A 22,567-nucleotide genomic window follows, 5' to 3' on the forward strand; every position below is an offset into this window, starting at 1 on the left:
AGTTGTTTCCGCAACGATTGTTTAATGTGATGAGATGAAGGGATTTGTCTTATGATGTTTGCATCGTCAAAGCCAAGCGCTATCGATCCAGATATGAGCCTGGACGAAATTATGCGTCGATGGCCGGTAACTGTGTCTGTGTTTATGAAACGACGCATGTCTTGCGTTGGGTGCCCCATTGCGAGCTTTCACACCATTGTGGACGCCGCGGAGGAATATCACCTCGACGAAGATCAGTTTGCCGAAGAACTGGCCCTGGCCATTGCTGGTTCCGCCAAGCGCTTCTAGGCCGAAATACTTAGTGGCCTTGTGCCAATAGCGCCAGTTTGTGCGCTTCCAGCACTTCAATCTTTTGCCGCCCCACTTGCATCAAGCCCTTGGTGCTCCACGCGCTGAACAAGCGCGATACAGTGTGCAAAGTGGTGCCTGTCATTTCCGCAATGTCCTGTCGGGACACCGGAAAATCAATCAAAATGCCAGTTTCTGTTTTCACACCACATTGGTGGGTGAGGCGCATGACCGCGTGTGCGACACGACGTTCTACTTGCTCGGTAGACATTTCTACGATGCGCTCTTGCGATTGGGCCAGCCTTTGGCCAATGGCGCTGTAGGCATTTTTGATAAATTGTGGATGCTCTACCAAAAACAGATCCCAAAATTTGTTTTCCCAAAGGATGGCAACGCAATCGACCAAGGCGCGCGAGGTAGCGGGATAGTTTTTCTGGGCGATGGCGGGCGCCACGCCAAACAATTCGCCCACACCAAAATGCCGCATGATGACTTGTGAGCCTTCTTCGGTGGTCTTGCTCACCTCCAAATAGCCATCCAACATCAAAAAGAAGTGGGTGGCTTCATCGAACTGGTCAAAGAAGCGGTCGCCCTTCTTATAGTGCTTGGCGACGCCTTTTTCCAAGATGTCGCCGATGTCCTCTTTCTTCATGTCGTTGAAGAGAGGAAAGTCTGCCACAAGGCTTGGATCTATCTTCGGTGCTTTTTTTTGCATGGCCGTCCATTTGTTTGATCTAACGCAAATAATCAGTTTTCCAGATCAGTTACAAGATTGGTCAACGCACAAAGATTTCTTGAAAGGATATCAAAATGAAAAACGGGTTCAAAAAAGTAATCGCTGTTTTCGGTCTTGTTGCTGCAACTGGCATGGTATTGAGCCCAGCCTTGGCTGAAGAGTTCGAAGTTAAAATGCTCAACAAAGGCGAAAAAGGCACAATGGTTTTCGAACCTGATTTTGTGGCCGCTCAGCCTGGTGATACCATCAAGTTTGTACCCACAGATAAGGGTCACAATGTTGAAAGCATCAAAGGCATGCTGCCCGCAGGTGTTGAAGAGTTCAAAAGCAAGTTTAACAAAGAATACGTGCTTACAGTGGATAAAGAAGGCGTCTATGGTGTGAAATGCACACCTCACTATGCCATGGGCATGGTTGCGCTGATCACAGTGGGTGAAACCAGCAATCTGGATGAAGCCAAAGAAGTGAAGCAAAAAGGCAAAGCCAAGAAAGTGTTCGCAGAATTGTTCGAACAAGTTCAGTAAGCAGCAGCTTTTTGGGGCAGGCAGAAATAATGCCTGCCCTTTTTGTATCTACTTGAAGGAATTTCGAAATGGCAATCCCCCGCACCAATGCCTATTCGGGTCCAACCCTTTTTAGCTATGGGTTCCGCCCGTTCTTTTTGTTTGGCGCCTTTTATGCTGGCCTCACAATTTTGTTGTGGGTGCCATTTTATTTTGGCGAGATCGAGTTGCCCATTTCGATGGGCATTGCAGACTGGCACATGCATGAAACATTGTTTGGTTTCGTGCCGGCAGTGATTGCGGGCTTTTTATTGACGGCGGTGCCCAACTGGACTGGGCGATTGCCGGTGAATGGGAGCGCTTTGATCGCGTTGGTTTTGGCGTGGGCATTGGGGCGCGTGGTCACCAATATTTCAGCGCTGATGCCCTTGTGGAGCGTGGTGGCGTTAAATCTATTGTTCCCCACGCTATTTGCGGCAGCGGTGTGTCGGGAGATTTTGGCAGGGAAAAACTGGCGTAATCTGAAAGTGCTCGTCATGTTTGGCCTGTTGGTGATGGCGCAAATCTGGTTCTATTTTGCCTGGGCAAACGGGTTCAGCACGCGGCCTGCTGCCTATTTGGCGCTAAGTGTGGTGCTGATGCTGATTATGCTTATTGGGGGGCGGATTGTGCCCAGCTTTACGCGCAATTACTTGGTGAAACGCCACAGCGAGACGCTGCCCCATCCCTTTGGTGGTTTCGATAAAATCACTGTCTTATCCAGTGCGGTGATCCTTTTGGGTTTTGTGCTGCAAAGCACGGGACTGTTTAATTGGCCAATATTCTTTGCTTTCGGTTTTATGTTGTTGGCTGGCCTGCATCTCGTGCGCCTGATGCGTTGGCACCCAGAGTTGATCTGGCGTGATGGGCTATTGCTGGTGTTGCACACTGGTTATGCATTTGTGCCGATTGGCTTTGCCTTGATGGCGCTGAGTTTCCTGGATGATGGATCAGTGCCTATTGTTGCCGCGATTCACGCGTTGAGCACGGGCGCTGTTGGCTTGATGGTGATTGGCGTGATGTCGCGGGCTACCTTGGGGCATACCGGGCATCCATTGGTGGCGACGCGCGGCACGCTCATTTTATTCGCGGCGATTCTTTTGGCGTCCATTTTGCGGATTTTGGCGGCGTTTGATTCAGACGCCAGCGTCATGCTGATGCGTGGGTCGCACCTGTTCTGGGTCATTGGGTTTTGGGGGTTTGTAGCCCTTTATGGTGGCAAACTGACGCGCCCCAGAGCAAAGCCGAAGCGCTGACCGCATAAAAGCGGTTACCCGAAGGGGGACAGGTTGCGCAAAAGGCTCCAAAAGCTGGGCTGCTCGGCCCCCTTCACAAGACGAATGCCTAAGTGACTTGGTGGATCGCCCACAGTGCATCCACCGCCTTGTGGGTTGGAAATAAACACGGACAGATAGGTCCGGTGGGCACCTTCCACCACCCTTGCGCCGCAGCTGGTGGCGCTAGATTTGGTGCCGCCCGCGTCCACATTGATGCGTTCATAGCAGGTAGAGGTCCATACCCACACATTTTCCGCCACATCATTTACGCCCAGGCTGTTGGCGCCAAAAAGGCCAACAGGCCTCAGGCTTTGACGGGGTGCTTCGCCTTTGCTTTTGGATTTGGCGCGGTAGTCTGACAGCCAAGCCACAGCAGGGTTGTTGGGGTCGGATTGAATATCTTTTTCGGGGTCATCATATTTTTCAGCCGCAAATTGTGCCCATTCCAAAGCGGTGGGCAATCGCCAATTGTCGCCGGTTTTAATGCTGAGCCATTCGGCGTATTTCGCCGCCATTTCATAATTGATGCCCACCACGGGATGATCATCAATGGGTGTTTTAACGGTGATGGCAGGCGCGCAATATCCTTCCACCACACAAGCACGATATTGCTTGTTGGTTACAAGGTCTTGAGTGACTTCAAGCTGTGTTTGCACCTTTGCGTGCACCAATGGAGAGATCTGCGGCAATTCATTTTCGATATAGCGAGTGGGGTCGCGATATTCGAAGTTGCGCGGGGGAATGGTCACCAGCGCCGGCGTATCGATCGTGGCATCTGTGGCAATGGTTGGGTGTGGCAAGGTAGATTGTTGTGGCGTTGTCAGGCTTTGGATCAGCCAAAAACTTGCCCCGGCCAACAAAGCCATGGGCAGAAATATGGAACTTGCAGTTTTCAAACGATCAGCGGTCATCTCACCACTCCTTGAATAAAAAGCCCGGCCGAGGAGAAGTCGGCCGGGCAATCAACAATTCGCTATTTGTCAGCTTTATTTGCTGATTGGGCCGGGTGCTTTGACCTGCTTCATCAGATCATCGTCCCATTCGCCTTCCACCAACACGTGGGCTGTGGCGCCGAGTTCAACTGCCTCGATGAGGTTGTGGTTCACATAGGCGTAAACCCCAGGCTGCAAGAACTCATAGAATGCTGCACCGGCAGAGCCGCCGCGAATGAGCCATGTTTCAAGGTCTTTTTCAGGGGCGTTGTTGAACTTGCCTGTTTCCCAAACATAGTCACCATGACCACCAATCAAGTGTGGACGTGTGTCGCGGTTGGCTTGTGAGTGCACGAACAAGACTTTCTCGCCCACTTTGGCTGTCAGCGCATTTTCGCCTGTAAGTGCGCCTTTTTTACCGTTGAACACCACATGGGTTGGGATCAAGCCACGCATGGTTTCAATTTGATCTGAAAAGCTCTCAGACACGGTTTCGTAGGTCTTGTATTCGCCATTTTCATCGCGAGGAATATAGAAGTCGTTCTCACCGATGTTGTACACACGGTCATAACGCAGTGGGTTGCCTTTATCATCTTTCAGGCCTTCGCGAGGCAGAACCATAATGGTGCCGCTCATGCCTGAGACAACGTGCCATGGGATCATAGAACCGCCAGGGGCACAGTGATAAACAAAGGTACCTGGGCGAGTGGCTTTAAAGCGCAACACGCATTGTTCGCCAGGGGCAACTTCTGTCAGTGCACCGCCGCCCAAAGCGCCTGTTGAGGCGTGGAAGTCGATATTGTGCAGCAGTTCGTTGCTTTCTGGGTTGATGAGGGTCAACTCAACATAGTCGCCTTCATGCACCACCATCATAGGACCAGGCACAGAGCCATCATAAGTCATGGCGTGAGTTGTTGTGCCTTCATCATCCACTTCCCAAACTTTTTCCTGGATGGTCATTTCAAATTCAACGACCTGTGGAGGACCTGAAGCAACTTGCTCGTGCTCATGTACGAATGGAGGAGGTACCAACTTCACTTTTTTGCGAGGCATCTCATCTACGTTATCCGCAGCCATTGCTTGCGGTGTAAGGTTGGCCACTGCGGTTAGCGCTGCTGCTGTGCCGAGGGCTCCAAAGATTGTTTGACGACGAGTAACCATGACATTCTCCTTTAAGATCTCATTGTTGGTCTTGATGAGGAGAAGGTAGGCGAAGTTTTGAGAGGTTTCTTTGTTCTAGATCAAATAGACACGGTCAAAAATTGAAAAAAATTTTATAAATCAAAAAGATAACATGTGTTTTATTGATCTAGATCAATAAAGGGGGCGTTTAGTCCCCCTTTATTGTTTGTCTTTGCTTTAGGGCCTGCGTTTCGCTTCGCGCTGGGCAATATATAAAGACGCGACAATAATCAAGGCCGCCCCGACCCATAGATTGCCCGTAGGCACCCAGCCAAACACCAAGAGCCCACCCAACACGTTGAAGGGCAGTTTTAGATGATCAAAAGGCTGCACGTAAGCGGCATCGGCAGTGGCATAGGCTTTGGTGATCATAAATTGCGCCAGCGCCACCAACAGACCTGCGGCAATAATATAGATCAGCGCCATATTGTTTGAGATGGCGAAACCGTCGAGCAGACCCATTTCGGGATTACCTTGGGCGGCGGAAAAAGCAAATAGCGCATTGGCGGGTGCGGTGAGGAGCAGCAAATAAAGAGTGATGGAATCTGAGTGTTCGGTTTTGGTCAACTCCTTGGTGAACAAGGAGGTGATGGCCCAAAATAGCGCGGCGCCCACGGGCAATAGCGAATTGATCGTGAAACCGTCGGCCCATGGCTCCAAAATGATCATGCCACCAACAAAACCCAAAAGCGTGGCGGCCCAGCGGGCCCAGCCCACAGTTTCACGCAAAATGAGTGCGGCGCCGATGGTGACAAAGAAGGTGGAGGTCATGATCAAGGCGATGGCCTGCCAAATGGGCACGCCCTTTGCGAGGCCCAGCACCCAAAGCTGCACGCCGATAGAGGCGGCAATCACCCGCAATACATGCATGACAGGGCGCTTGGTTTTCAGCGCACCGGAGCCAAGTTGACTGACCATGGGCAGCATAATGAAAAAGGCCAGCAAATATTGCCAAAAGGCGGCAGCCGTGGAGGGCGTGCCGTGGGTGAGGGTGGCCAGTTGGGTAAGTGAATTAACAGCGGCGAACGCAATGCCTGCGCCCACCATATAAAGCCCGGCCAAAATCGCCGGGTTGCGCAATGCTAGATTTGCGGACTGATCCATGTGTCGAGTTCCTTTCCGAACCGATATGAATCAGGGCGTGATGAGGGTGACCCGAACAAGCACCAAACGACATCCCGACAGGGGCAATCGTGTGGCAGGCTATTCGACCCCTTCTCTTCCATCCGGACTTTGACCGTCGGCTCTGGAATTGCACCAGATCTGCTTGACCCTTTTGGCGGGACCAAAAGGCGCTCGCGGGCTTATGGGTTGCCCCATTTACCGCCGGTGGGGAATTTCGCCCCGCCCTGAGAAGGTTTTGCCCCCGGACCATTCCGAAAGCGCGCTGTTTTAGCATGGGGGATTTGACGATGGCAAGGAAATTGAAAGGCAAGGTTTACCTTAAAAGCATTCAATGTTTGTAGACAAAGAATAAGATGCGATAGTTGAGCAGATTTTCTCGAATTTTTTGATTTGTGTATGTTTAAAATATTCTTTGTTCACGCCCGCGCAGCGACTGCAGTTGTATTTATTCCTGCTCTATTGTTTTGCTTTTTTGAATTGTCTCGGATCTTTGTTCTTCCGAGGGAGACATTCGATTCCAGTTTTATTAATTGGTTCGTTCTAAAGCGTTATTTTCTTCTGGTTTTAGTAACACTCATCGTTAGCAACTGGACAAGATATTGGGTTGCAGGCACTCAGCCCAGATGGATTTTATATAACAAAAACTCTTTCCCGTCGGTGCTTATGATTCTAGCGTTTTGCATCGCTGCGATCTTTATTTTTGTGTCGCCAATGATCTGGAAGAGTGCCGTTGTTAAGCCGCTGATAGATCAATTCAACGTTCTTGGCTTTCTCTTTTCAGTGCGTATTCTCGGCTTTGCAGTGATCTTGATATTCACATTTATGGCTTATCGAGCGTTTGTAGATAAGAATATTCCACTCTTTTCCATTGTGCTACTTTGCGCATTTGTGTTTGCGACCACCTATCTAATCCACCATCTTACCGGGTATTCTTTTGACATTAGGGATAAACTTTATGCGGTATCGGTTACTGCGGTTTTCGCGCCCATTGGCTTTTTGTTAGAATTATTGGGTGGATCTGGATCGAGTGAGTTTTTGGGCCTGGCGATGATGATATTCTTTTATGTCGCAACGCCTATAGGTTGGGTTCTCTCTTTCTTTTTATATTGGTACCTCTTCCTTTTTGTTTTCACGTTGGGATTTGAACTTCTCGAATGGAGCGGTTCTCGGCTAAGTCTGAAAAATAAAACAGCTGAAAGTTATGATAAAAAATAGCTGATTGCTTGGCAGATTCTCGATATCGCACAGCGAGGATTTTCTTGCCTTTAATTGTCATTTCCGCGTAAGGCTCGCTTCAACCAAGGAGTGAGCCTTTTGCATAAAGTGGATGTGTTGATAATTGGCGCCGGGGCGGCGGGGATGCTGGCGGCGGCGGAGGCGGGCAAGCGCGGGCGGCGGGTGTTGCTGGTGGACCATGCCAAGAAGGCGGGCGATAAGATCCGCATTTCGGGCGGCGGGCGGTGCAACTTCACCAATGTGAACACCAGCTTCAAACAGTTTTTGAGCGAAAATCCGCGTTTTGCGATTTCGCCGCTCAAACGGTTTTCGGCGCAGGATTTTATTGGCCGTGTGCGGGAACGCAAAATTGCGTTTCATGAAAAAACCTTGGGGCAGCTTTTTTGTGATGAGAGCGCGCAACAGATCATTGACATGTTGCTCGACGATTTGCGGGATGCGGGTGTTGAGCTGCGGCTGAAAACCAGTGTGCATGGGGTGCAAAAAACCGGCGATAGATTTGTTGTTGAGCTGGATGATGAACAGGTCGAGGCGGAAAAACTGGTGGTGGCCACCGGTGGCAAATCAATCCCGAAAATGGGCGCCACCAGTTTTGGTTATGATTTGGCCAGCCAATTTGGGCTGCGGGTGGTGGAGACGCGACCTGCGCTGGTGCCCCTGACGTTCGATCAATCCACTTTAGCGCCGATCAAGGAATTGGCCGGGGTGGCGCTGGATCCGGTGCAGGTGAGTCGCGGTAAGGTGCAATTTAATGAGGCGCTATTGTTCACCCATCGTGGGTTGAGCGGTCCGGCAATTTTGCAAATCTCGTCGTTTTGGCGCGAGGGCGATCAAATCAAGGTCAATATGCTGCCTGGATACGACATATTTGACCAATTACGGGCCGCGCGACAAGACAATGGCAAGCGTGCCGTGCAGACTGTTTTGGGTCAGTTTTTGCCCAAGCGCGTGGTTGAGTTTGTGATCAACGAACAAAATATCAGCGGTAATCTGGCGGATATGAGTGACAAGAAGCTCAGAACTCTTTCAGACCGTTTGGCGCAATGGGTGTTGAAGCCCACGGGATCGGAAGGTTATCGCACGGCCGAAGTGACGTTGGGGGGGGTGGCCACCGACGAGTTGGACAACCGCACCATGGAAGCGAAAAAAGTGCCAGGGCTATATTTTATCGGCGAAGTGGTGGATATGACCGGCTGGCTTGGTGGGTATAATTTCCAATGGGCCTGGTCTTCGGCGTGGGTGGCCGGACAAGCGGTTTAAAAACAAATTGCCAGCAGGCCTTTTCCTTGATTTGATGCGCAAAGGGATGATCAATCCGTGCTGAATGCGCAGGCATGACGCATTGGGATTGGCGACTATTTTCATCTGTTCGGTTGGGGGGAGACATGACCGAAGATACACAAGTTGCAACGCGACCGGGTGGGTTGCCGCAAGTTAATAAAATTGGATTTTCCGACATTGGCGAGGCATTGGGCCAAGGGTGGCACGATTTTATGCGCGCCCCACAATATGGGCTGATCTTTGGTGGCTTTTATGTTTTGGGTGGCTTTGCCATTCTGGCAGCGCTCGCGGTTTACGATATGCCGTGGATGATCATACCTGTTGCCATTGGCTTTCCGCTGTTGGGGCCGTTTATCGCTGTGGGGCTCTATGACGTGTCGCGTCGATTGCATGCAGGCGAACCGCTCAAAATGGGCGAAATATTTGGGCTGATGTTCCGGCAAAAGGATCGGCAATTGGGCTGGATGGCCTTTGTGGTGCTGTTCATTTTCTGGATTTGGGTCTATCAGGTGCGGTTGCTGCTGGCCCTGTTTTTGGGGTTCAAGAGCTTCTCATCAGTGGGCATGTTTCTAACGGTGATCACCACCACGTCCGAAGGGTTGGGCTTTTTGGCGGTTGGCACCTTGGTGGGCGCTGGCCTGTCCTTCGTGTTGTTCGCCTCCACTGTGGTGGCTATGCCGCTTTTGCTTGAACGTGAGTTGGATTTCGTTTCAGCGATCATCACCAGCTTTAAAGCGGTGACCAAGAATTTTCTGCCCATGATTGCCTTTGGGGCACTGATCGTCTTGTTCACCTTTGTGGCGATGGTGCCGGCGTTTTTGGGTCTTGTGCTTGCCCTACCGATTTTGGGCCATGCCACATGGCATCTTTATAAAAAGCTGGTGGTTTAAATCAACGCAGGCGCAGGGTCAGGCCCGTGGCGGGCACATTATTTGTGCCTTCAATGTGGCCCTGCGTTCGCTTATAAATCTCAAAGCCCATATGCTGATAAAGCCGTAAGGCGCGGCGATTGCCATCCAGCATTTGCACATCTAACGGGCGGTCGGTTCGGGCCAGTATGTGGCGGATCAGTTGTTGGCCGATGCCTTCGCTAAAATGGTGGGGCGTTACATAAAGCCAGGCAAGTTGGTGCGATGAATATGCGGCAAAACCGAGGATTTTCTGGTCGCGCTCAGCGACGATGATTTTGCCGCCCACCAGTCTTTTATCTTGTGCGCATTTTTCAAGTGGCAGGAACGCGCCCGCCTTTATGTTGGCCTCTCCGAGCTCTGTTTTGCGGGCGGCGTCATGGATGCTGCAAAGTTGCGGCCAATCTGCCTCTTGGTAGGCGCGTATTGTGACCATAGTGTAGTGCGCTGCCGTCATGAGCTAATTGATTGGATATTTGCGCAAACGCGTCAACAGTTTGGTTTTTGGCGAAACCTTTTGCGGCCTGTGGCCGTATATAGGTTAAATAAGCTTTGGAGGCCGTGTGCGCATTTTGATTTGGTTTTTTGCGATTTCAGCAGTGGTGGTGGGGATGTTGGCATTTATTGCGCTTTATCCGCCTGCGCGTGATCAGGCCCTTGTTGCGACGAATGCAGCGATTGCCGACAAAAATATCCAGATGGAAAAGAATATCAGCTTTGGACCAGATCCGATGCACAGACTGGATATTTATGCCCCCTCCGATCGTCATGCCACTTATGCGCAAAGCCTGAAGAATCCCATTGTGATTTTCTACTATGGTGGTGGGTGGCGCATGGGTGAGAAGTCGTTTTATCAATTTGCGGGTGCCGCGTTGGCGGCGCAGGGCTATCGCGTTGTCATCCCCGATTATCGACTGTTTCCTGAGGTTCAGTTTAAGGGCTTTATGGGAGACGCTGGCCGCGCCTATCAATGGGTTTGGGAGCAGCTGGCCGAACCCGCTAACAAAGAGATTGTGGTGATGGGCCACTCTGCCGGGGCCCATATGGCAGCGTTATTGGCTTACGGCGAGCAATATCGATTGGGGGAAGCGCCGCGACCAGCGGCGATGGTGGGGCTGGCCGGGCCATATTCGTTTGATCCAACTGATTGGCCGAGCACCCAGGATATTTTTGCAGACGTGGATCAGGCGGATGCGGCACGACCCGTTGCGTTTGTAAATGATAATAGCCCGCCAAGCCTAATGTTTCACGGTGATCGCGATGATGTGGTCAAGCTGTGGAATCAGGAAGAACTTGCAAAAGCGCTGGACGCCCACAATGTGCCGCATGAAACCCATGTGTTGCCGGACACGGGCCATTATAAGATCCTGTTTTCACTTAGCCGACCGTTGCGAGAGAAAATGGCGGTTGTTGAGCGGATCAAGTCCTTCATTGACCGGCATGTTGACGAATAGGAATGTCCTCAACAACAAACGTTGCTTTTCTGGTTAACGTTTTGTAAAACCCAAATGAAGGAGTTAGTGCGCCTAGCACCTTGATAAATCTTTATTTATCTCTGTTTTGTGTTGGGTAGGGGGCAAAATGCTAACGACATCGAATTCGTCAATTGGGCTGATTGGTGCCCTGATCTGGATGTCACTTAGCGTTAGCGCACATGCTCAAACAATACTTCCACCCAGTTCAGGCCCATGTGTCGTTAATGGCAGCACCGCCGTTTGCGAAGGGGATCTGTCTGCTGGCGTCGAGGTGGATGGATCGGTGATTGATCACCTCATTGTGCAAAACCTCACCCAGAATATTACTCCTGCCTTTGACGTTGAAGGGATCGACTTTCGCGATGGTGGTGCGGCAACCGGCATCATGATTGATGCGGATTTGGGCCGTTTCGGCATTAGTGTGGATAGCGAGCCGGCAATTTATGTTATTGAAGATGGCGCTGGCGACGTGGTGGTGAATTTCAAGGGCGATGTTGTGGCCACCAACATCAGAGGTGGTGGCATCATTGTTCTAGAGACGGGTGATGGCGGCGTTACGATCAACCATGAAGGTGATATTTCGACCAGTGGCAGCGTTCTCGCAGATGCAATCTATGCCGAAACTTCCGGGGGCCCCGGAAGTATCTTCATTACCCATAAAGGTGATATCCAGACTGCCGGCGAAACGAGCGACGGCATTCAGGCAGAGGTGTTCGATCAAGGGGACATTCTTATCGACCAAAAGGGCTCAATCAATACAACGGGTCTGGATGCATATGGTATATTGGCTGATACCAATGATGGCTTGGTCAGCATCCTGAATGAGGGGGACATAAGCAGCACTTCGGGTGAAGGTATTTTTGGCTATTCTCGTGTTGGCGACGTTGTCATCAACAGCACTGGTAATGTCTCAGCCGGCCTTTGGGGAATTGCCGGCCAGGCGATTGATGGCAATGTGACCATCAATAGCGTTGGCGATATCACGAGCCAGCTGGAAGACGGCATAGAAGCGTATAGTGAAGGCGGCAATGTCAGTATTTCGTCCAACGGCAATGTTTTGTCCAATGGTGGCGAGGGCATTGATGGTGAGATCGTAGACGGTGATGGCAATATCACCATCGTCGCGCAGGGCACTATTACCGCAGAAGATGAGACGATCGATGCCAGCATCAAGGGTGCTGGCAATGGCAATATCACGGTGCTCAATAGTGCGGTATTGGACAGCCAAGACATTGGCATTGACGCGAATATTGCCAATGATGGGGCGGTTACCATCAATAATTTTGGCAATATTGATGCCGTTGATGAGGGGTTGCGTGCGGGCGTTGAGGGCACAGGTGCAATTTACATCGCGAACCATGGTGATGTGCTCGCTGATGTGGGCATATTGGTGCGTGAGCGCTTTGATGTGGCGGCGGCGCAGGTGGTGAATTCAGGGCGGCTGGAGAGCACAGGCACTCACGCGTTGGATTTGCAATCGGACGGCAATGATGTGCTCAATCTGCTCAATGGTACGGTGATTGTCGGGGCGCTTGATTTCGGCAATGGCAATGACGGCGCGGGCGGCACAAATCCTGATGATATTGATACGCTGAATATCGAGACCGGTGTGAGCGCGGTTTTAGATTTTGCGGACACAGGTGGCACCGGTCAGGGTGATAGCGATTTGGAAAGTGCGCCTGAAACCATCAAATATGATGGGTTTAGCATTTTGCTGAATGGCGGCACGCGCCTTGCTACCATTGACCCGACGATTTTTGCGCATCAGGATCGGTTATTGTTCAATTTGAACCGGCAGGCCATCGGCAATCTTGATGGTGGGCAAACCGGTTTTGAACCAGAGGCGGGCATGGCTCGACTTTGGGGCAAGACCTTTGGCGGGTTGGGCCATGTTGGTGCACGCACGGGTACTTCCGCGTTCACTGAAACAGAGTTTGGCGCAGTCGGCGGGTTTGAAAACAATCTAAACGCGGAGAGCGGGCAGTTCGGCCTGTTTGCTGGTGTTGGCCAGTCCAATTTCAAAGTTGGCGCCAATGACGATCATACGCGCGCTGAAGGCATCTTTGGCGGCGCCTATTGGACGCAAGATTTCAATGATTTGATCTTGTCGGCGCAAATGGTGGCTGGTGTCGTATCGAATCAAACAGAGCGGCATGTGAATGGCACGGCAGCAGATGGCGCGTTCTGGGGACAGTTTTTTGCCCCGACATTTGCAGTGACCATGCCAATCGATGTGTTGGATCAGCGCGGCTATATTAAAGGGCAAATTGGTTATAGTTATATGCACCTCGATGGGTATGACGAAACGGGTGGTCCTGCCCCACTGTCGGTGGAGGCACGGCACGTGGCGAAGCTGAATGTGCGCGGCGAAGTGGGCGCCCCGATTGAGTTGAGCAACCTTGAGATGAATTGGCGTGCCGGTGTGGATGGCGTCATTGACGCAGGGTCGTCGCAAGTGAATGCCACGCTTTTGGGAACGGATATTGGCTTTAATGGCAATCTTGCCAATAGCATTTCTGGCTTTGTCGGCTTTGACGTCAAACGACCCTTTGCCGATGGGCAAGGCCAACTGACTTTCTCAGGTGAAGTGGCCAGCTCGTTGGCAGGTGATTTGAGCGCAAAAGCATCAGTGAAGGCGGCAGTGAATTTTTAGCGCCGCCACACGGGCTTATGATTTGAAATCAGAATTGCGCGAGAAAGGCTTTGGCCCGCTGCATGCAGAGGGAAGCGGCCTCGGCATCATAATCGGGCAGGCTCGGGTCCAGAAAGTAATGGCCGGCATTTTCATAGCGGTACAGCTCAATCTGAGGGCCATCGGCCGCGTTCACCCAATTTTCAAAATAGTCTTCATCGTCAAACGGATCAGGTTTGGCAATATGAGCGGAGATTTTCACCTCACTTCGGCGCGGCGTCATCCATTCTGTGATGCCGGCGAAGAGCAAGGCGCCGGGCATTTGCGGGCGTGAGGACCAAAACTCACCCACCAGCGCGGCCCCGAATGATACGCCGGACAAAATGGCGGTTGCCGGGGCAGCGTCCACCGCGCTTGTGGCGCGTTTCATAATGGTGTCATTGTTGATCTCGCGCCGCATGGCGAATGCGTTTTCATAGTTTTCTGCAGTTTGCCCACCAAACAGGTCGGGCAAAATCACCGTATGCCCCGCCGCTTCAAACTGCGCTGCAATCTGCTTTTCGATGGGACGCAAACCCAGGATAGAATGAAAAAGGACGATATGTGTCATTGAATGACCTGATTATTTGGGGAACTGGTGCCGCTGATAGGACTTGAACCTACGACCCCATCATTACGAATGACGTGCTCTACCAACTGAGCTACAGCGGCCTGACGGCAATTTACATTTTTTCGTGTGATGCAGACAAGGTGTTTGTGGAGGGACGGTTTCTCGGTGGCAGAAATGAAAAAGGGTTGCACGGGGAAACCCCGGCAACCCTTCGTCGATATATATCAGCATAAAGGTACTTTTGCGCCTTTTGGCTGCTTGGAAGAAGGTGTTAGCGGTGCGTTGGCTCCTCTAACAGCACCTCACTTCCAAAGCCCTTTTTCTGATCTTGATATCGAATAGACAATGGATCACCTCCTTCCGAATTGTTGAAACTATCTCAGATTCTGCTCTCCAAAACTGAATCGGTCAAGCGCAAAATATGTAGTTGATTGTATAATACAATTATTGTATATTGCACATATTATGGAAAATTATGAAGATGTACCCATTCATTGGGTGAACAGATTGAGCTTTTTATCTCGACGCGAACTTGGGCAGCGATTTGCCGAGGCAGGGCACAAAATCTCGGCCGAGGAATGGGCCGTGTTGTTGATGTTGTGGCAGGAAGATGGGCGGTCGCCCAGTGGCTTGGCGGACATAACATTTCGAGACCGGACCACAGTCACTCGGCTCTTGGATGGCATGGTAAAGAAGGGCCTAATTGTTCGGAAATCCGATGCGCAAGATCGCAGAAAATCCAAGGTATTCCTGACAAATCACGGTCAGGATTTGGAAGGTAAACTCAAGCCCATCGCGCAAGAGCTGATCGCCAAATCCTTGCGCGGCATGAGCGCAGAAGAAGTCGAGCAGCTCACCTTTTTGCTGCGAAAAGCCACGAAAAATTTGTTGGCCAAAGCATAGGCTGACCTGCCAAAGGAGGCACGAATGACCAATTACAATTATGCAGAATTTTCAACGGGTGATTATGATCTGGACAATTTTCGCGGGCCGCAAATTGGCCAGAAGGCACCCGATTTCGATTTGCAGGATGTAAATGGCGCACCGCATCGTTTACTCGATTTTGACGGTGAGTTTCTGGTTTTGGAACTCGGGTCGATCACATGTCCTTTGTTTCAGGGGCGGCGCAAAAGCATGAAACGGCTGAAAGACCAGTTTCCGCATATTGATTTCAAAATCCTTTATGTGCGGGAGGCGCATCCGGGCAAATCCATTGGTGCCCACCGACATTTGGAAGCCAAACAGCAGGTGGCCAATAAGTTGCGTACAGAAGATGGCGAACTCAGGACCATTGTTGTGGACGGGATCGAAGGCAGCGCCCATATGGCCTATGGCGGTTATCCGAACGCGGTCTTCATTATCAATAGGCATGGGTGTGTTGTGTTCAACGCGGATTGGAACAATCCTGAAGCAACAGCCAAAGCACTGAAATTGTTGCTTAAAGGCAAGCCCGCAAATGTGAAAAGCTATTTTAAGCCAGTGCCACCACCAGTTTTGGCCCGCACCATGGGGCGCAGTGGTAAAGGTTCATTTTTTGATTTCGTCAAAGGCCTCCCGGTTCTGATTTGGAAAAACCTTATCCGCAGAAACATGCTGCTGGCGCTTAATCGACGCGGGGCAGTGATGCCCGACGCCGATTGTTGAAATGATTAGACGCCTGCGGGATTTGGCGGCGCCGGCAGTGGCTCTGGCGCCGTTGCCTTTTTCGGCTCAGCAGCAGCGCTCGTTTGGGCAGGTTTGTGCGTGCCTGTTGGCTTGGCGACGCTACGTGAGGGCGTGGTCCAAGTGAATTTGTCCAACTTGCCGGTTAGCGGCGATGTTGGTTCCCACTCATCAGCGCTAATGCCATCGGCGATCCATGTGGCGTCGGGCTTGGCCGTGACCGCGCGGGACAGCCAAGCGCGGGCCTTGCCCTGATCGCCGCTGTCGCCCTGTTCAACCTCTGCCATCAGTGTGCACACTTTTTGAGTGGCGCGCTGATCAGTGAAGGGTTGCAGCGCGGCGCGGGCATCCGACCATTCATGGGCAGCAATTGCGGCGCTGGCCAAAAGGATTGCGCTTTCCAAATGGTCGGGATGTTCGACCACCATGGTCTTGGCGCGTTTAAGGCGTTCCACGGCTGACGCACCAGTTTGGGCATGGATATAAAGCTCCCCAATATGTGGATGCGCACTGGTCCGCCAAACCCGGCGCAAGAGGCCAGAGGCTTTGCGCACTTCGCCGGATGAAATATAAAGTCGCGCCGCGATCAATGCTGCAGGCACAAATTCGGGTTGCTTTTTCAGCGCTTCGTTGGCAAAGGTGATGGCCCGCTGTGGTTCGGTTTCTTCCAGTTCTTTGGCCAGGGCTGTGCGCAACACGGCGTCGAGGCGCTTTTGCTCGTCGCGGGCACTGCGATCAAAGGGGATTTGGTCCAATTGGGCGAGGGCATCTTCGTAATCCCCTTGCTTGGCCATATGGGCAAAAATTGCTTTTTGCGCCCACGCCAATTTGGGCGACAGGCTGGCGGCCTTCTGGGCAAATTGTACCGCAGCGTCTTCTCTGTTTTGCCGACGTGCTTGCTCGTAAAGTCCAGAAAGCGCAGCAATGGCCGTTTTCGGGTCTTCAATCATCTCCCGATATTGCAATCGCGCTTGTTTGAGTTCGCCCAACTGCATATTTGCTTGGGCTTCCAGCAATTGGGCGGCGGTGTTGCCTTCCAGCTTCAGCCGCGCTTCCCGCGCCAATTGTCGGGCTTTATTTGGGTCGCCCGTTTGCAGGGCGATGATGGCATTTGATAGCGCATCCACGCCTTTGCGTTGTTTGCGCTTTTCATTGGCGCGTGAGAACAGCGCCGGGATGCCAAAGATGCGGCGAATGATTGCCCAAACAAAAATCGTCAGGAGCATCAATAGGATCAAGGCGAACAAGACGACGCCCAGGCTGGGCTGCATTTGATAGCCAAAGCCGGTGATGGCCACACTGCCGGGTACCGACATGATGAAGCTGGCGCCCCACGCAACGGCCAGCGAAAAGGCGACGATGATAAAGATGCGGATCATTGCGCGTCTCCTTCGGCTGGGGCGTTTTGGTTCAATAGCGCCGCGCGCATGTCAGTTTGCCACTGCTCAACCACCAGATGGGCGTTGATTTGTTCAATCAGCGGTGTTGCCACCTGCTGCATTTGCGGCGGCAATTTTTGCAAATGGCTTTGGGCGGCGCGCAGGTTTTGGGCGGCAAGTGCGGCTTCTGCTTCATCGAGCAGCACCAGCGGGTCATCGCCTTCGGCATCGAGAGGGCGCAGATTGACGGCGTCTTTGACCGCCCCCAGCAGTTTATCCTGCCACGGCGCGTCGGCAGCAATGCCTGGGCGTGCCGCCAACAATTGAAGGCGCAGATCTTCGAATTGTGCCTTAAGGGTGTTTGCTGGGGTTAGGCCATTTTGTGCGATGACCAACACATCGTCAGCGGGGGTGGCATTGGTGACGCTGGCCAATTCTTGCAAGCGCGTGGCAAAGGGTTGCCCGCTGTTGATGGCAGCGTCAATTTCGCTCATCAAAATCGGCAATCGCGCCGCGGCCAATGCGCTATTGGCGGCTTGGCGAGCTGATTGATCCTCTTCCAAAGTGGCGATTTGAACGCGAAGCGCGGCCAAATTCTCTTTGAGATCGGCGATCTGTGCATTTTGGGCGGCGATGCGCTCTTCAAACTCGACCAGTGTTGTTGCTTGCGTCGAAATCTGCGCCTCAAGCGGCTCCAGATCCACAGTCGGTGCTGCGGCCGGGGGCACGTTCACTTCTGGGTTCGCTGTCGCCCGTTCCGCAAGTTCGATTTGTGTTTGCTTCAAATTTGCCACATCTTGCTCAAGGGCGGTAAGTGCGTTTTCGATGGGCCCAAGATCGATCGGTGTCGGTTCATCCGCAGGTGTGCTTATGCTTTCCAGCTGTTGCTCGATATTTGCAATTGCCTGGTTGATGCGGTCGGTATCAATCGCTTCGATTTCGCTTTGCAATGCGCCCAAATCATCGACCGTGGCAAAAGGTGTAAGGTCCACTTCTTGTGCATTTTCCAAATCAAAGATGCGCTTTTGCAGCTTCGCAATCTCCGGCTCGAGTGTTGATTGCTCAGCCCATTGGTTGAAGGGAAAGACCTTATAATAGGCCAGCCCGGCGGTGCCCGCGATGCCAAGTGCAGCGCTTAAAACAATGGCAGCGATAAAGGTGCCGGTGCCGCTGCCCTCGTCGACTGGCGCCGTTGATTTTGGCGGCTCAGAAGGCTTTCTGTTCGAATCCTTTTGAGGGGCGGATTTAGTCGACTCTTGGGCGGCCGATGTCGCTTTTTTGTCGGCGGGGTTGCCGTCAGTTGGCTTTGGTTTTTCACTTTCGGCTTGGCTTTTGGTCGAGCGCTCAGACGATGAAGCGCTTTTCTTGGCTTCTGCATCCAAAATCGGCGGCCGCACGGGACCTTTTTTATTATCTTCGACCATAAAAAACCTTTTTAGCCAGTGTTTTGGTGTTTGGTTTTGGAACTTAATCTAAGAGTTCAAACAAAGTGTTTTCATTTGGTGCTTTTGCAACAAATCCGTTTTTGGCACCTTCTGCCTCAAGTGTCGCCCAGATGCTGGGTGAAAGGCAATAAAACGGCAAATCACCTATTTCTATATTATGCTTGGCACATAGATTTGCAAATTGTGTGGCGGCCCGCGCGGAATAGATCAGGACCCCGTCAATTTCCCCTTGCTTCAATTGCGTCACCACAGGTGGCGGCAAATCCTTAATGGGGATCATTTCATAGGCGGGATTGGCTTGAATGTTGACGCCGGTGCCGCGGAAATGATCTTCAAGATCCGGCTTCCGATCAATGGCGCAGGGGTAAAAATAGTTGCCGGTGAGTTCCATTTTCTCGATCAGCGCGATCAGTTCTTTCACATCACCCTTGGCGGAAAGCAGATTGGTGAAACCCGCATGGGTTGCGGCCTGGGCCGTTGTGTCGCCCACGGTGAAACAGGGCAGCAATTGATGCCCAATTTCAATTTCGTCCCGCGAAAGGGCGCGTACGCTGTTGGCGGATGTGAAAATCGTTGCGGTGATTTGAAATGGTGAAGGCATATCAAGCGGCAAGATGCGCTTGGAAAAAAGCGGCACCGCCATGGGGCGGTGGCCCATAGCCATCAAGCCGGCAACTGTTTTTTGCCCGCCGGGGAAAGGGCGGGTGACCAAAAGAGATTTACCGGCTTCGCTCATATGTCACCTTTAGGGTCACTATCTAATCTTCGCGCTTTTCGAATGTTTCAAAAAACTTGTCGCCTGCAGCGCTTTTGATGATGCTGGCCAATTCCTTGCCAATTTCTTCTGCGTCGGCAGCATGGCCAGACACCTCGGCCTCGTAGACCGTTTGTCCATCCAAGGATAGAACTTGCCCAAAGATATGCAACTCATCATTTTCCAATGTGGAATAGGCGGCGATTGGGGTGCGGCAAGAGCCATCCAAGCCATGCAGATAGTGGCGCTCGGCGACCATTTTTGCAGCCGTTGGCGCGTGGTTGAGCTTGCGCACCCATTCGTTTACCTGATCATCGTCTGCCCGAGTCTCGATGGCCAATGCGCCTTGGCCCGGGGCGGGGGGCATGATGGTGGGGTCGATCAATTGCTTGGCAATGTGGCTCATATCTAACCGCTTCAAGCCGGAATAGGCCAGCAAGGTGGCTTCGGCCACGCCATCTTCCAGCTTTTTCATCCGAGTTTGCACATTGCCACGAAACTCAACAATTTGCAGGTCAGGCCGCTGGCGCAAAATTTGCGCGCCGCGCCGGATTGAGGAGGTGCCGAATTTGGCGCCTTGGGGAACATCGTCCAAGCTTTTGTGTCGCAGAGAAACAAAAGCATCGCGGGTGTCTTCGCGTTCCAAAAAGGCGGGCAGGATCATGCCGTCAGGCAGCATCGTTGCCACGTCTTTGGCGGAATGAACGGCCAAGTCGATCCGCTTGTCAAACAATGCCACTTCAATTTCTTTGGTGAACAAGCCCTTGCCGCCCACCTCTGATAATGGCCGGTCCAAAATGATATCACCGCTGGTTTTGATCACTTCGATGGCGATCTCATCGGGGTTTAAACCGTTCTTTTGGGCCAATTCGCGACGGACCTGTTTGGCCTGCGCCAAGGCCAGCAACGAGCCGCGGGTGCCGATGGTGAGAATAGGTTTTGTGGCGGGTTCTGTTTGCAATGTTCAATCCACTTGATATAGGGCTTTAATCAATCATTTAGTGAAGGCTTAGCGAAATCAGAGCTATGGGGCAAGCAACGACCATTCTGGGCATCGAAACCAGCTGCGATGAAACTGCGGCAGCGGTTGTGCGCCGCCACGGCAATGGCCGCGCCGAGATTTTGGCCAATATGGTGCGCTCCCAATTTGATGAGCATAAAGCCTTTGGCGGGGTTGTACCGGAAATCGCCGCCCGTTCCCATGTGCAATATATGGATCATATTGTCGCGCAAGCCCTTGCCGAGGCGCAGTTGAGCTTTGCTGATCTGGATGGGATTGCTGCGACAGCCGGGCCGGGTTTGATCGGTGGTGTGCTGGTGGGGCTGACCAGCGCCAAGGCCATGGCCTATGCCCATGGTTTGCCGCTATTGGCGATCAATCACCTAGAAGGTCACGCGCTGACGCCACGTCTAACGGACGGTCTGGCATTTCCCTATCTCCTTTTGTTGGTGTCTGGGGGGCACAGCCAATTTGTGTTGGTGAAGGGTGTTGGCCAATATGAACGGTGGGGCAGCACCATTGATGATGCGTTGGGCGAAGCGTTCGATAAGGTGGCCAAAATGCTTGATTTGGGCATGCCGGGCGGCCCCTTGGTGGAAGAATGGGCGCAAAAGGGTGACCCAGATCGCTTTTCTTTCCCCAAGCCATTGTTGAAAGAAAAGCGGCTCGACTTCTCTTTTTCTGGTCTGAAAACAGCCGTGCGCCTGGCCGCGGAAAAACTGGCGCCCTTAAGCGATCAGGATGTGGCTGATATTTGCGCCAGCTTTCAGGCGACCATTTTAAAAATATTGGACAATCGGTGCCGTTTGGCGCTGGCGCGCTTTGAAGCAGAATTCCCTGATCAAAGGCCGCGCTTTGTGGTGGCTGGTGGTGTGGCGGCCAATAAGGCCATTGGCCAATTGCTGAAAGATTTGGCGATTGAATATGAGGCGCAAATGGTGGTGCCGCCGATTAAACTGTGTACGGACAATGGCGCCATGATTGCATGGGCAGGCATTGAACGGTTTAATCTGGGCGAGCGCGACGGCCCGGATTTTCAAGCGCGGCCGCGATGGCCTTTGGATTCTGAAGATATGGCGCTGACAGAAAAAGGGGATGCAGAGTGAGCGAGAAACCCATCTTTGTGGTTGGTGCCGGGGCGTGGGGCAGCGCGTTGGCGCATATGCTCGGTCTGGGTGGCAATCGGGTGGTGTTATGTGGTCGCGACGACGTGGCCATTCGCACGATCAATGAGGAGCGCCGCAATCCGCATTATCTGAAAACCGTTGAGATGGATTCCCATGTGCAGGCGCAATTGGGCTATGAGGGCATAGAGGCGGCACTGGCCGTTTTGCTGGTGGTGCCCGCGCAGGCCAGCCGCGCCGTGTTGGCGGAAATTGGAGCCGACCGCTTGGCCGGCATGCCTGTGGTTTTGTGCGCCAAGGGGCTGGAGAAGCAGACCTTAGAGCGCCAGAGTGAAATTTTGGCTGAAGCCTGTCCGAAAGCGGTGCCATTTGTGCTGTCGGGGCCCAGTTTTGCCGTGGATGTGGCGCAGGGCAAGCCAACGGCGGTAACGCTCGCGGGGCCAAATATTGAGGCCGCGCGGCAGATCGTTGATGTGTTGGCAGGGCCAACCTTTCGCCCCTATTCCAGCGACGACATTGTGGGTGTTGAGTTGGCCGGGGCGCTCAAAAACATTTACGCCTTGGCCTGTGGGGCTGTTGACGGGGCGCAGCTTGGTTTGTCGGCGAGGTCATCGATTATGGCGCGCGCCTTTGCTGAAATGGGGCCGCTGATTGCAGCGATGGGCGGGCAACGCGAAAGCCTGAACAGTCTGGCTGGGCTGGGCGATTTGACTCTAAGCTGCACAGCGCGGGAATCACGCAATTTCGATTTCGGTTTCCGCTTGGGCGCGGGTGAAACAGTTGAGCAAATCGTAAAGAGCGGCGCGAAACTGGCCGAAGGCGTGCATTCCAGCCCGGTTGGTTTGGAACTGGCGAAAAAATATCAGGTTGAGGCGCCGATCATTGCGGCAGTGAATGCGCTATTGCAAGGCGAGGCGCCAATTGAAAGCTTGGTGGCGCAATTGATGACACGGCCCTTGCGGTCTGAATAAGATGGAGA

Annotated in this window: 22 protein-coding genes, 1 tRNA gene and 1 riboswitch; of the genes, 12 read left to right on the forward strand and 11 right to left on the reverse strand. The window is 52.5% G+C overall.

Annotated elements, in window-relative coordinates; genetic code table 11:
- Nucleotides 1-51: 51 nt before the first annotated feature.
- Entirely contained in the window at nt 52-288 is a 237-nt protein-coding gene (locus MXMO3_RS01910) for a DUF1858 domain-containing protein (RefSeq protein WP_342773369.1), read from the forward strand.
- A 10-nt stretch (nt 289-298) separates the two neighbouring features.
- Here the strand turns inward: MXMO3_RS01910 and MXMO3_RS01915 are convergent, their stop codons facing one another.
- Nucleotides 299-1,003, reverse strand: a complete 705-nt coding sequence (locus MXMO3_RS01915) for a Crp/Fnr family transcriptional regulator (protein ID WP_117394762.1) — start codon at nt 1,001-1,003, stop codon at nt 299-301.
- 95 nt (nt 1,004-1,098) lie between these two features.
- Between MXMO3_RS01915 and MXMO3_RS01920 the strand changes: the two genes are divergently transcribed.
- The gene (locus MXMO3_RS01920) at nt 1,099-1,548 is read left to right on the forward strand and encodes a pseudoazurin (protein WP_117394763.1); all 450 of its coding nucleotides are present in this window, start codon (nt 1,099-1,101) and stop codon (nt 1,546-1,548) included.
- Nucleotides 1,549-1,616: 68 nt separating this feature from the next.
- Entirely contained in the window at nt 1,617-2,822 is a 1,206-nt protein-coding gene (locus MXMO3_RS01925; RefSeq protein WP_117394764.1) for an NnrS family protein, read from the forward strand.
- Between the two features lie 14 nt (nt 2,823-2,836).
- Here MXMO3_RS01925 and MXMO3_RS01930 read toward each other — a convergent pair whose 3' ends face one another.
- The 3 genes from MXMO3_RS01930 to MXMO3_RS01940 all read right to left on the reverse strand — a co-directional run bounded on the left by MXMO3_RS01930 (nt 2,837) and on the right by MXMO3_RS01940 (nt 6,061).
- Nucleotides 2,837-3,754 carry a formylglycine-generating enzyme family protein gene (locus MXMO3_RS01930; RefSeq protein ID WP_117394765.1) on the reverse strand — a complete coding sequence of 306 codons (918 nt, stop codon included), beginning with the start codon at nt 3,752-3,754 and terminating at the stop codon, nt 2,837-2,839.
- A 75-nt stretch (nt 3,755-3,829) separates the two neighbouring features.
- The gene (nirK, locus tag MXMO3_RS01935) at nt 3,830-4,936 is read right to left on the reverse strand and encodes a copper-containing nitrite reductase (protein WP_117394766.1); all 1,107 of its coding nucleotides are present in this window, start codon (nt 4,934-4,936) and stop codon (nt 3,830-3,832) included.
- A gap of 198 nt (nt 4,937-5,134) precedes the next feature.
- Nucleotides 5,135-6,061, reverse strand: a complete 927-nt coding sequence (locus MXMO3_RS01940; protein WP_117394767.1) for a DMT family transporter — start codon at nt 6,059-6,061, stop codon at nt 5,135-5,137.
- Between the two features lie 106 nt (nt 6,062-6,167).
- Nucleotides 6,168-6,318, reverse strand: a riboswitch (FMN riboswitch).
- A 160-nt stretch (nt 6,319-6,478) separates the two neighbouring features.
- Between MXMO3_RS01940 and MXMO3_RS01945 the strand changes: the two genes are divergently transcribed.
- The 3 genes from MXMO3_RS01945 to MXMO3_RS01955 all read left to right on the forward strand — a co-directional run bounded on the left by MXMO3_RS01945 (nt 6,479) and on the right by MXMO3_RS01955 (nt 9,489).
- Entirely contained in the window at nt 6,479-7,297 is an 819-nt protein-coding gene (locus MXMO3_RS01945) for a hypothetical protein (RefSeq protein WP_117394768.1), read from the forward strand.
- Nucleotides 7,298-7,396: 99 nt separating this feature from the next.
- The gene (locus MXMO3_RS01950) at nt 7,397-8,578 is read left to right on the forward strand and encodes a BaiN/RdsA family NAD(P)/FAD-dependent oxidoreductase (protein ID WP_117394769.1); all 1,182 of its coding nucleotides are present in this window, start codon (nt 7,397-7,399) and stop codon (nt 8,576-8,578) included.
- 125 nt (nt 8,579-8,703) lie between these two features.
- On the forward strand, nt 8,704-9,489 hold the full coding sequence (locus MXMO3_RS01955) for a DUF2189 domain-containing protein (RefSeq protein WP_027835907.1): 786 nt from the start codon (nt 8,704-8,706) through the stop codon (nt 9,487-9,489).
- A 1-nt stretch (nt 9,490) separates the two neighbouring features.
- On the opposite strand, the gene MXMO3_RS01960 is transcribed toward MXMO3_RS01955, so the two are convergent.
- Nucleotides 9,491-9,943 (reverse strand): GNAT family N-acetyltransferase, encoded by a 453-nt coding sequence (locus MXMO3_RS01960; protein WP_162889094.1) that lies wholly within the window; start codon nt 9,941-9,943, stop codon nt 9,491-9,493.
- Nucleotides 9,944-10,070: 127 nt separating this feature from the next.
- Between MXMO3_RS01960 and MXMO3_RS01965 the strand changes: the two genes are divergently transcribed.
- Together MXMO3_RS01965 and MXMO3_RS01970 are read left to right on the forward strand one after the other, a co-directional pair.
- The gene (locus tag MXMO3_RS01965; RefSeq protein ID WP_117394771.1) at nt 10,071-10,961 is read left to right on the forward strand and encodes an alpha/beta hydrolase; all 891 of its coding nucleotides are present in this window, start codon (nt 10,071-10,073) and stop codon (nt 10,959-10,961) included.
- A gap of 127 nt (nt 10,962-11,088) precedes the next feature.
- Complete coding sequence (locus tag MXMO3_RS01970; protein WP_117394772.1) at nt 11,089-13,635, forward strand: autotransporter domain-containing protein; 2,547 nt, start codon at nt 11,089-11,091, stop codon at nt 13,633-13,635.
- A 28-nt stretch (nt 13,636-13,663) separates the two neighbouring features.
- On the opposite strand, the gene MXMO3_RS01975 is transcribed toward MXMO3_RS01970, so the two are convergent.
- The gene (locus MXMO3_RS01975; RefSeq protein ID WP_117394773.1) at nt 13,664-14,224 is read right to left on the reverse strand and encodes a dienelactone hydrolase family protein; all 561 of its coding nucleotides are present in this window, start codon (nt 14,222-14,224) and stop codon (nt 13,664-13,666) included.
- Nucleotides 14,225-14,249: 25 nt separating this feature from the next.
- Nucleotides 14,250-14,325 (reverse strand) — tRNA-Thr (locus MXMO3_RS01980).
- A gap of 364 nt (nt 14,326-14,689) precedes the next feature.
- Here MXMO3_RS01980 and MXMO3_RS01985 point away from each other — a divergent pair.
- Both MXMO3_RS01985 and MXMO3_RS01990 read left to right on the forward strand, forming a co-directional pair.
- Nucleotides 14,690-15,127: a MarR family winged helix-turn-helix transcriptional regulator gene (locus MXMO3_RS01985; protein ID WP_117394774.1), complete on the forward strand. Its 438-nt coding sequence runs from the start codon at nt 14,690-14,692 to the stop codon at nt 15,125-15,127.
- Nucleotides 15,128-15,151: 24 nt separating this feature from the next.
- The gene (locus MXMO3_RS01990; protein WP_117394775.1) at nt 15,152-15,868 is read left to right on the forward strand and encodes a deiodinase-like protein; all 717 of its coding nucleotides are present in this window, start codon (nt 15,152-15,154) and stop codon (nt 15,866-15,868) included.
- Between the two features lie 5 nt (nt 15,869-15,873).
- Here MXMO3_RS01990 and MXMO3_RS01995 read toward each other — a convergent pair whose 3' ends face one another.
- Genes MXMO3_RS01995 through hemC form a run of 4 tightly spaced genes read right to left on the reverse strand, consistent with a single transcriptional unit; the run spans nt 15,874 to nt 20,425 of the window.
- Nucleotides 15,874-17,265, reverse strand: coding sequence for a heme biosynthesis protein HemY (locus MXMO3_RS01995; protein ID WP_027835912.1), 1,392 nt, complete (start codon nt 17,263-17,265; stop codon nt 15,874-15,876).
- Complete coding sequence (locus MXMO3_RS02000; RefSeq protein ID WP_117394776.1) at nt 17,262-18,689, reverse strand: hypothetical protein; 1,428 nt, start codon at nt 18,687-18,689, stop codon at nt 17,262-17,264. Before MXMO3_RS02000 ends, MXMO3_RS01995 begins: the two co-directional genes overlap by 4 nt.
- 43 nt (nt 18,690-18,732) lie before the next feature.
- Nucleotides 18,733-19,446: a uroporphyrinogen-III synthase gene (locus tag MXMO3_RS02005; RefSeq protein WP_117394777.1), complete on the reverse strand. Its 714-nt coding sequence runs from the start codon at nt 19,444-19,446 to the stop codon at nt 18,733-18,735.
- A 22-nt stretch (nt 19,447-19,468) separates the two neighbouring features.
- Nucleotides 19,469-20,425, reverse strand: coding sequence for a hydroxymethylbilane synthase (gene hemC, locus MXMO3_RS02010; RefSeq protein ID WP_117394778.1), 957 nt, complete (start codon nt 20,423-20,425; stop codon nt 19,469-19,471).
- A gap of 65 nt (nt 20,426-20,490) precedes the next feature.
- Here hemC and tsaD point away from each other — a divergent pair, with 65 nt between their 5' ends.
- Both tsaD and MXMO3_RS02020 read left to right on the forward strand, forming a co-directional pair.
- The gene (tsaD, locus tag MXMO3_RS02015) at nt 20,491-21,570 is read left to right on the forward strand and encodes a tRNA (adenosine(37)-N6)-threonylcarbamoyltransferase complex transferase subunit TsaD (RefSeq protein ID WP_117394779.1); all 1,080 of its coding nucleotides are present in this window, start codon (nt 20,491-20,493) and stop codon (nt 21,568-21,570) included.
- Nucleotides 21,567-22,559 carry an NAD(P)H-dependent glycerol-3-phosphate dehydrogenase gene (locus MXMO3_RS02020; protein ID WP_117394780.1) on the forward strand — a complete coding sequence of 331 codons (993 nt, stop codon included), beginning with the start codon at nt 21,567-21,569 and terminating at the stop codon, nt 22,557-22,559. The genes tsaD and MXMO3_RS02020 overlap by 4 nt, the downstream gene beginning before the upstream one ends.
- Nucleotides 22,560-22,567 lie beyond the last annotated feature (8 nt).

The organism is Maritalea myrionectae, assembly GCF_003433515.1.
GTDB classification, from domain to species: Bacteria; Pseudomonadota; Alphaproteobacteria; order Rhizobiales; family Devosiaceae; genus Maritalea; species Maritalea myrionectae.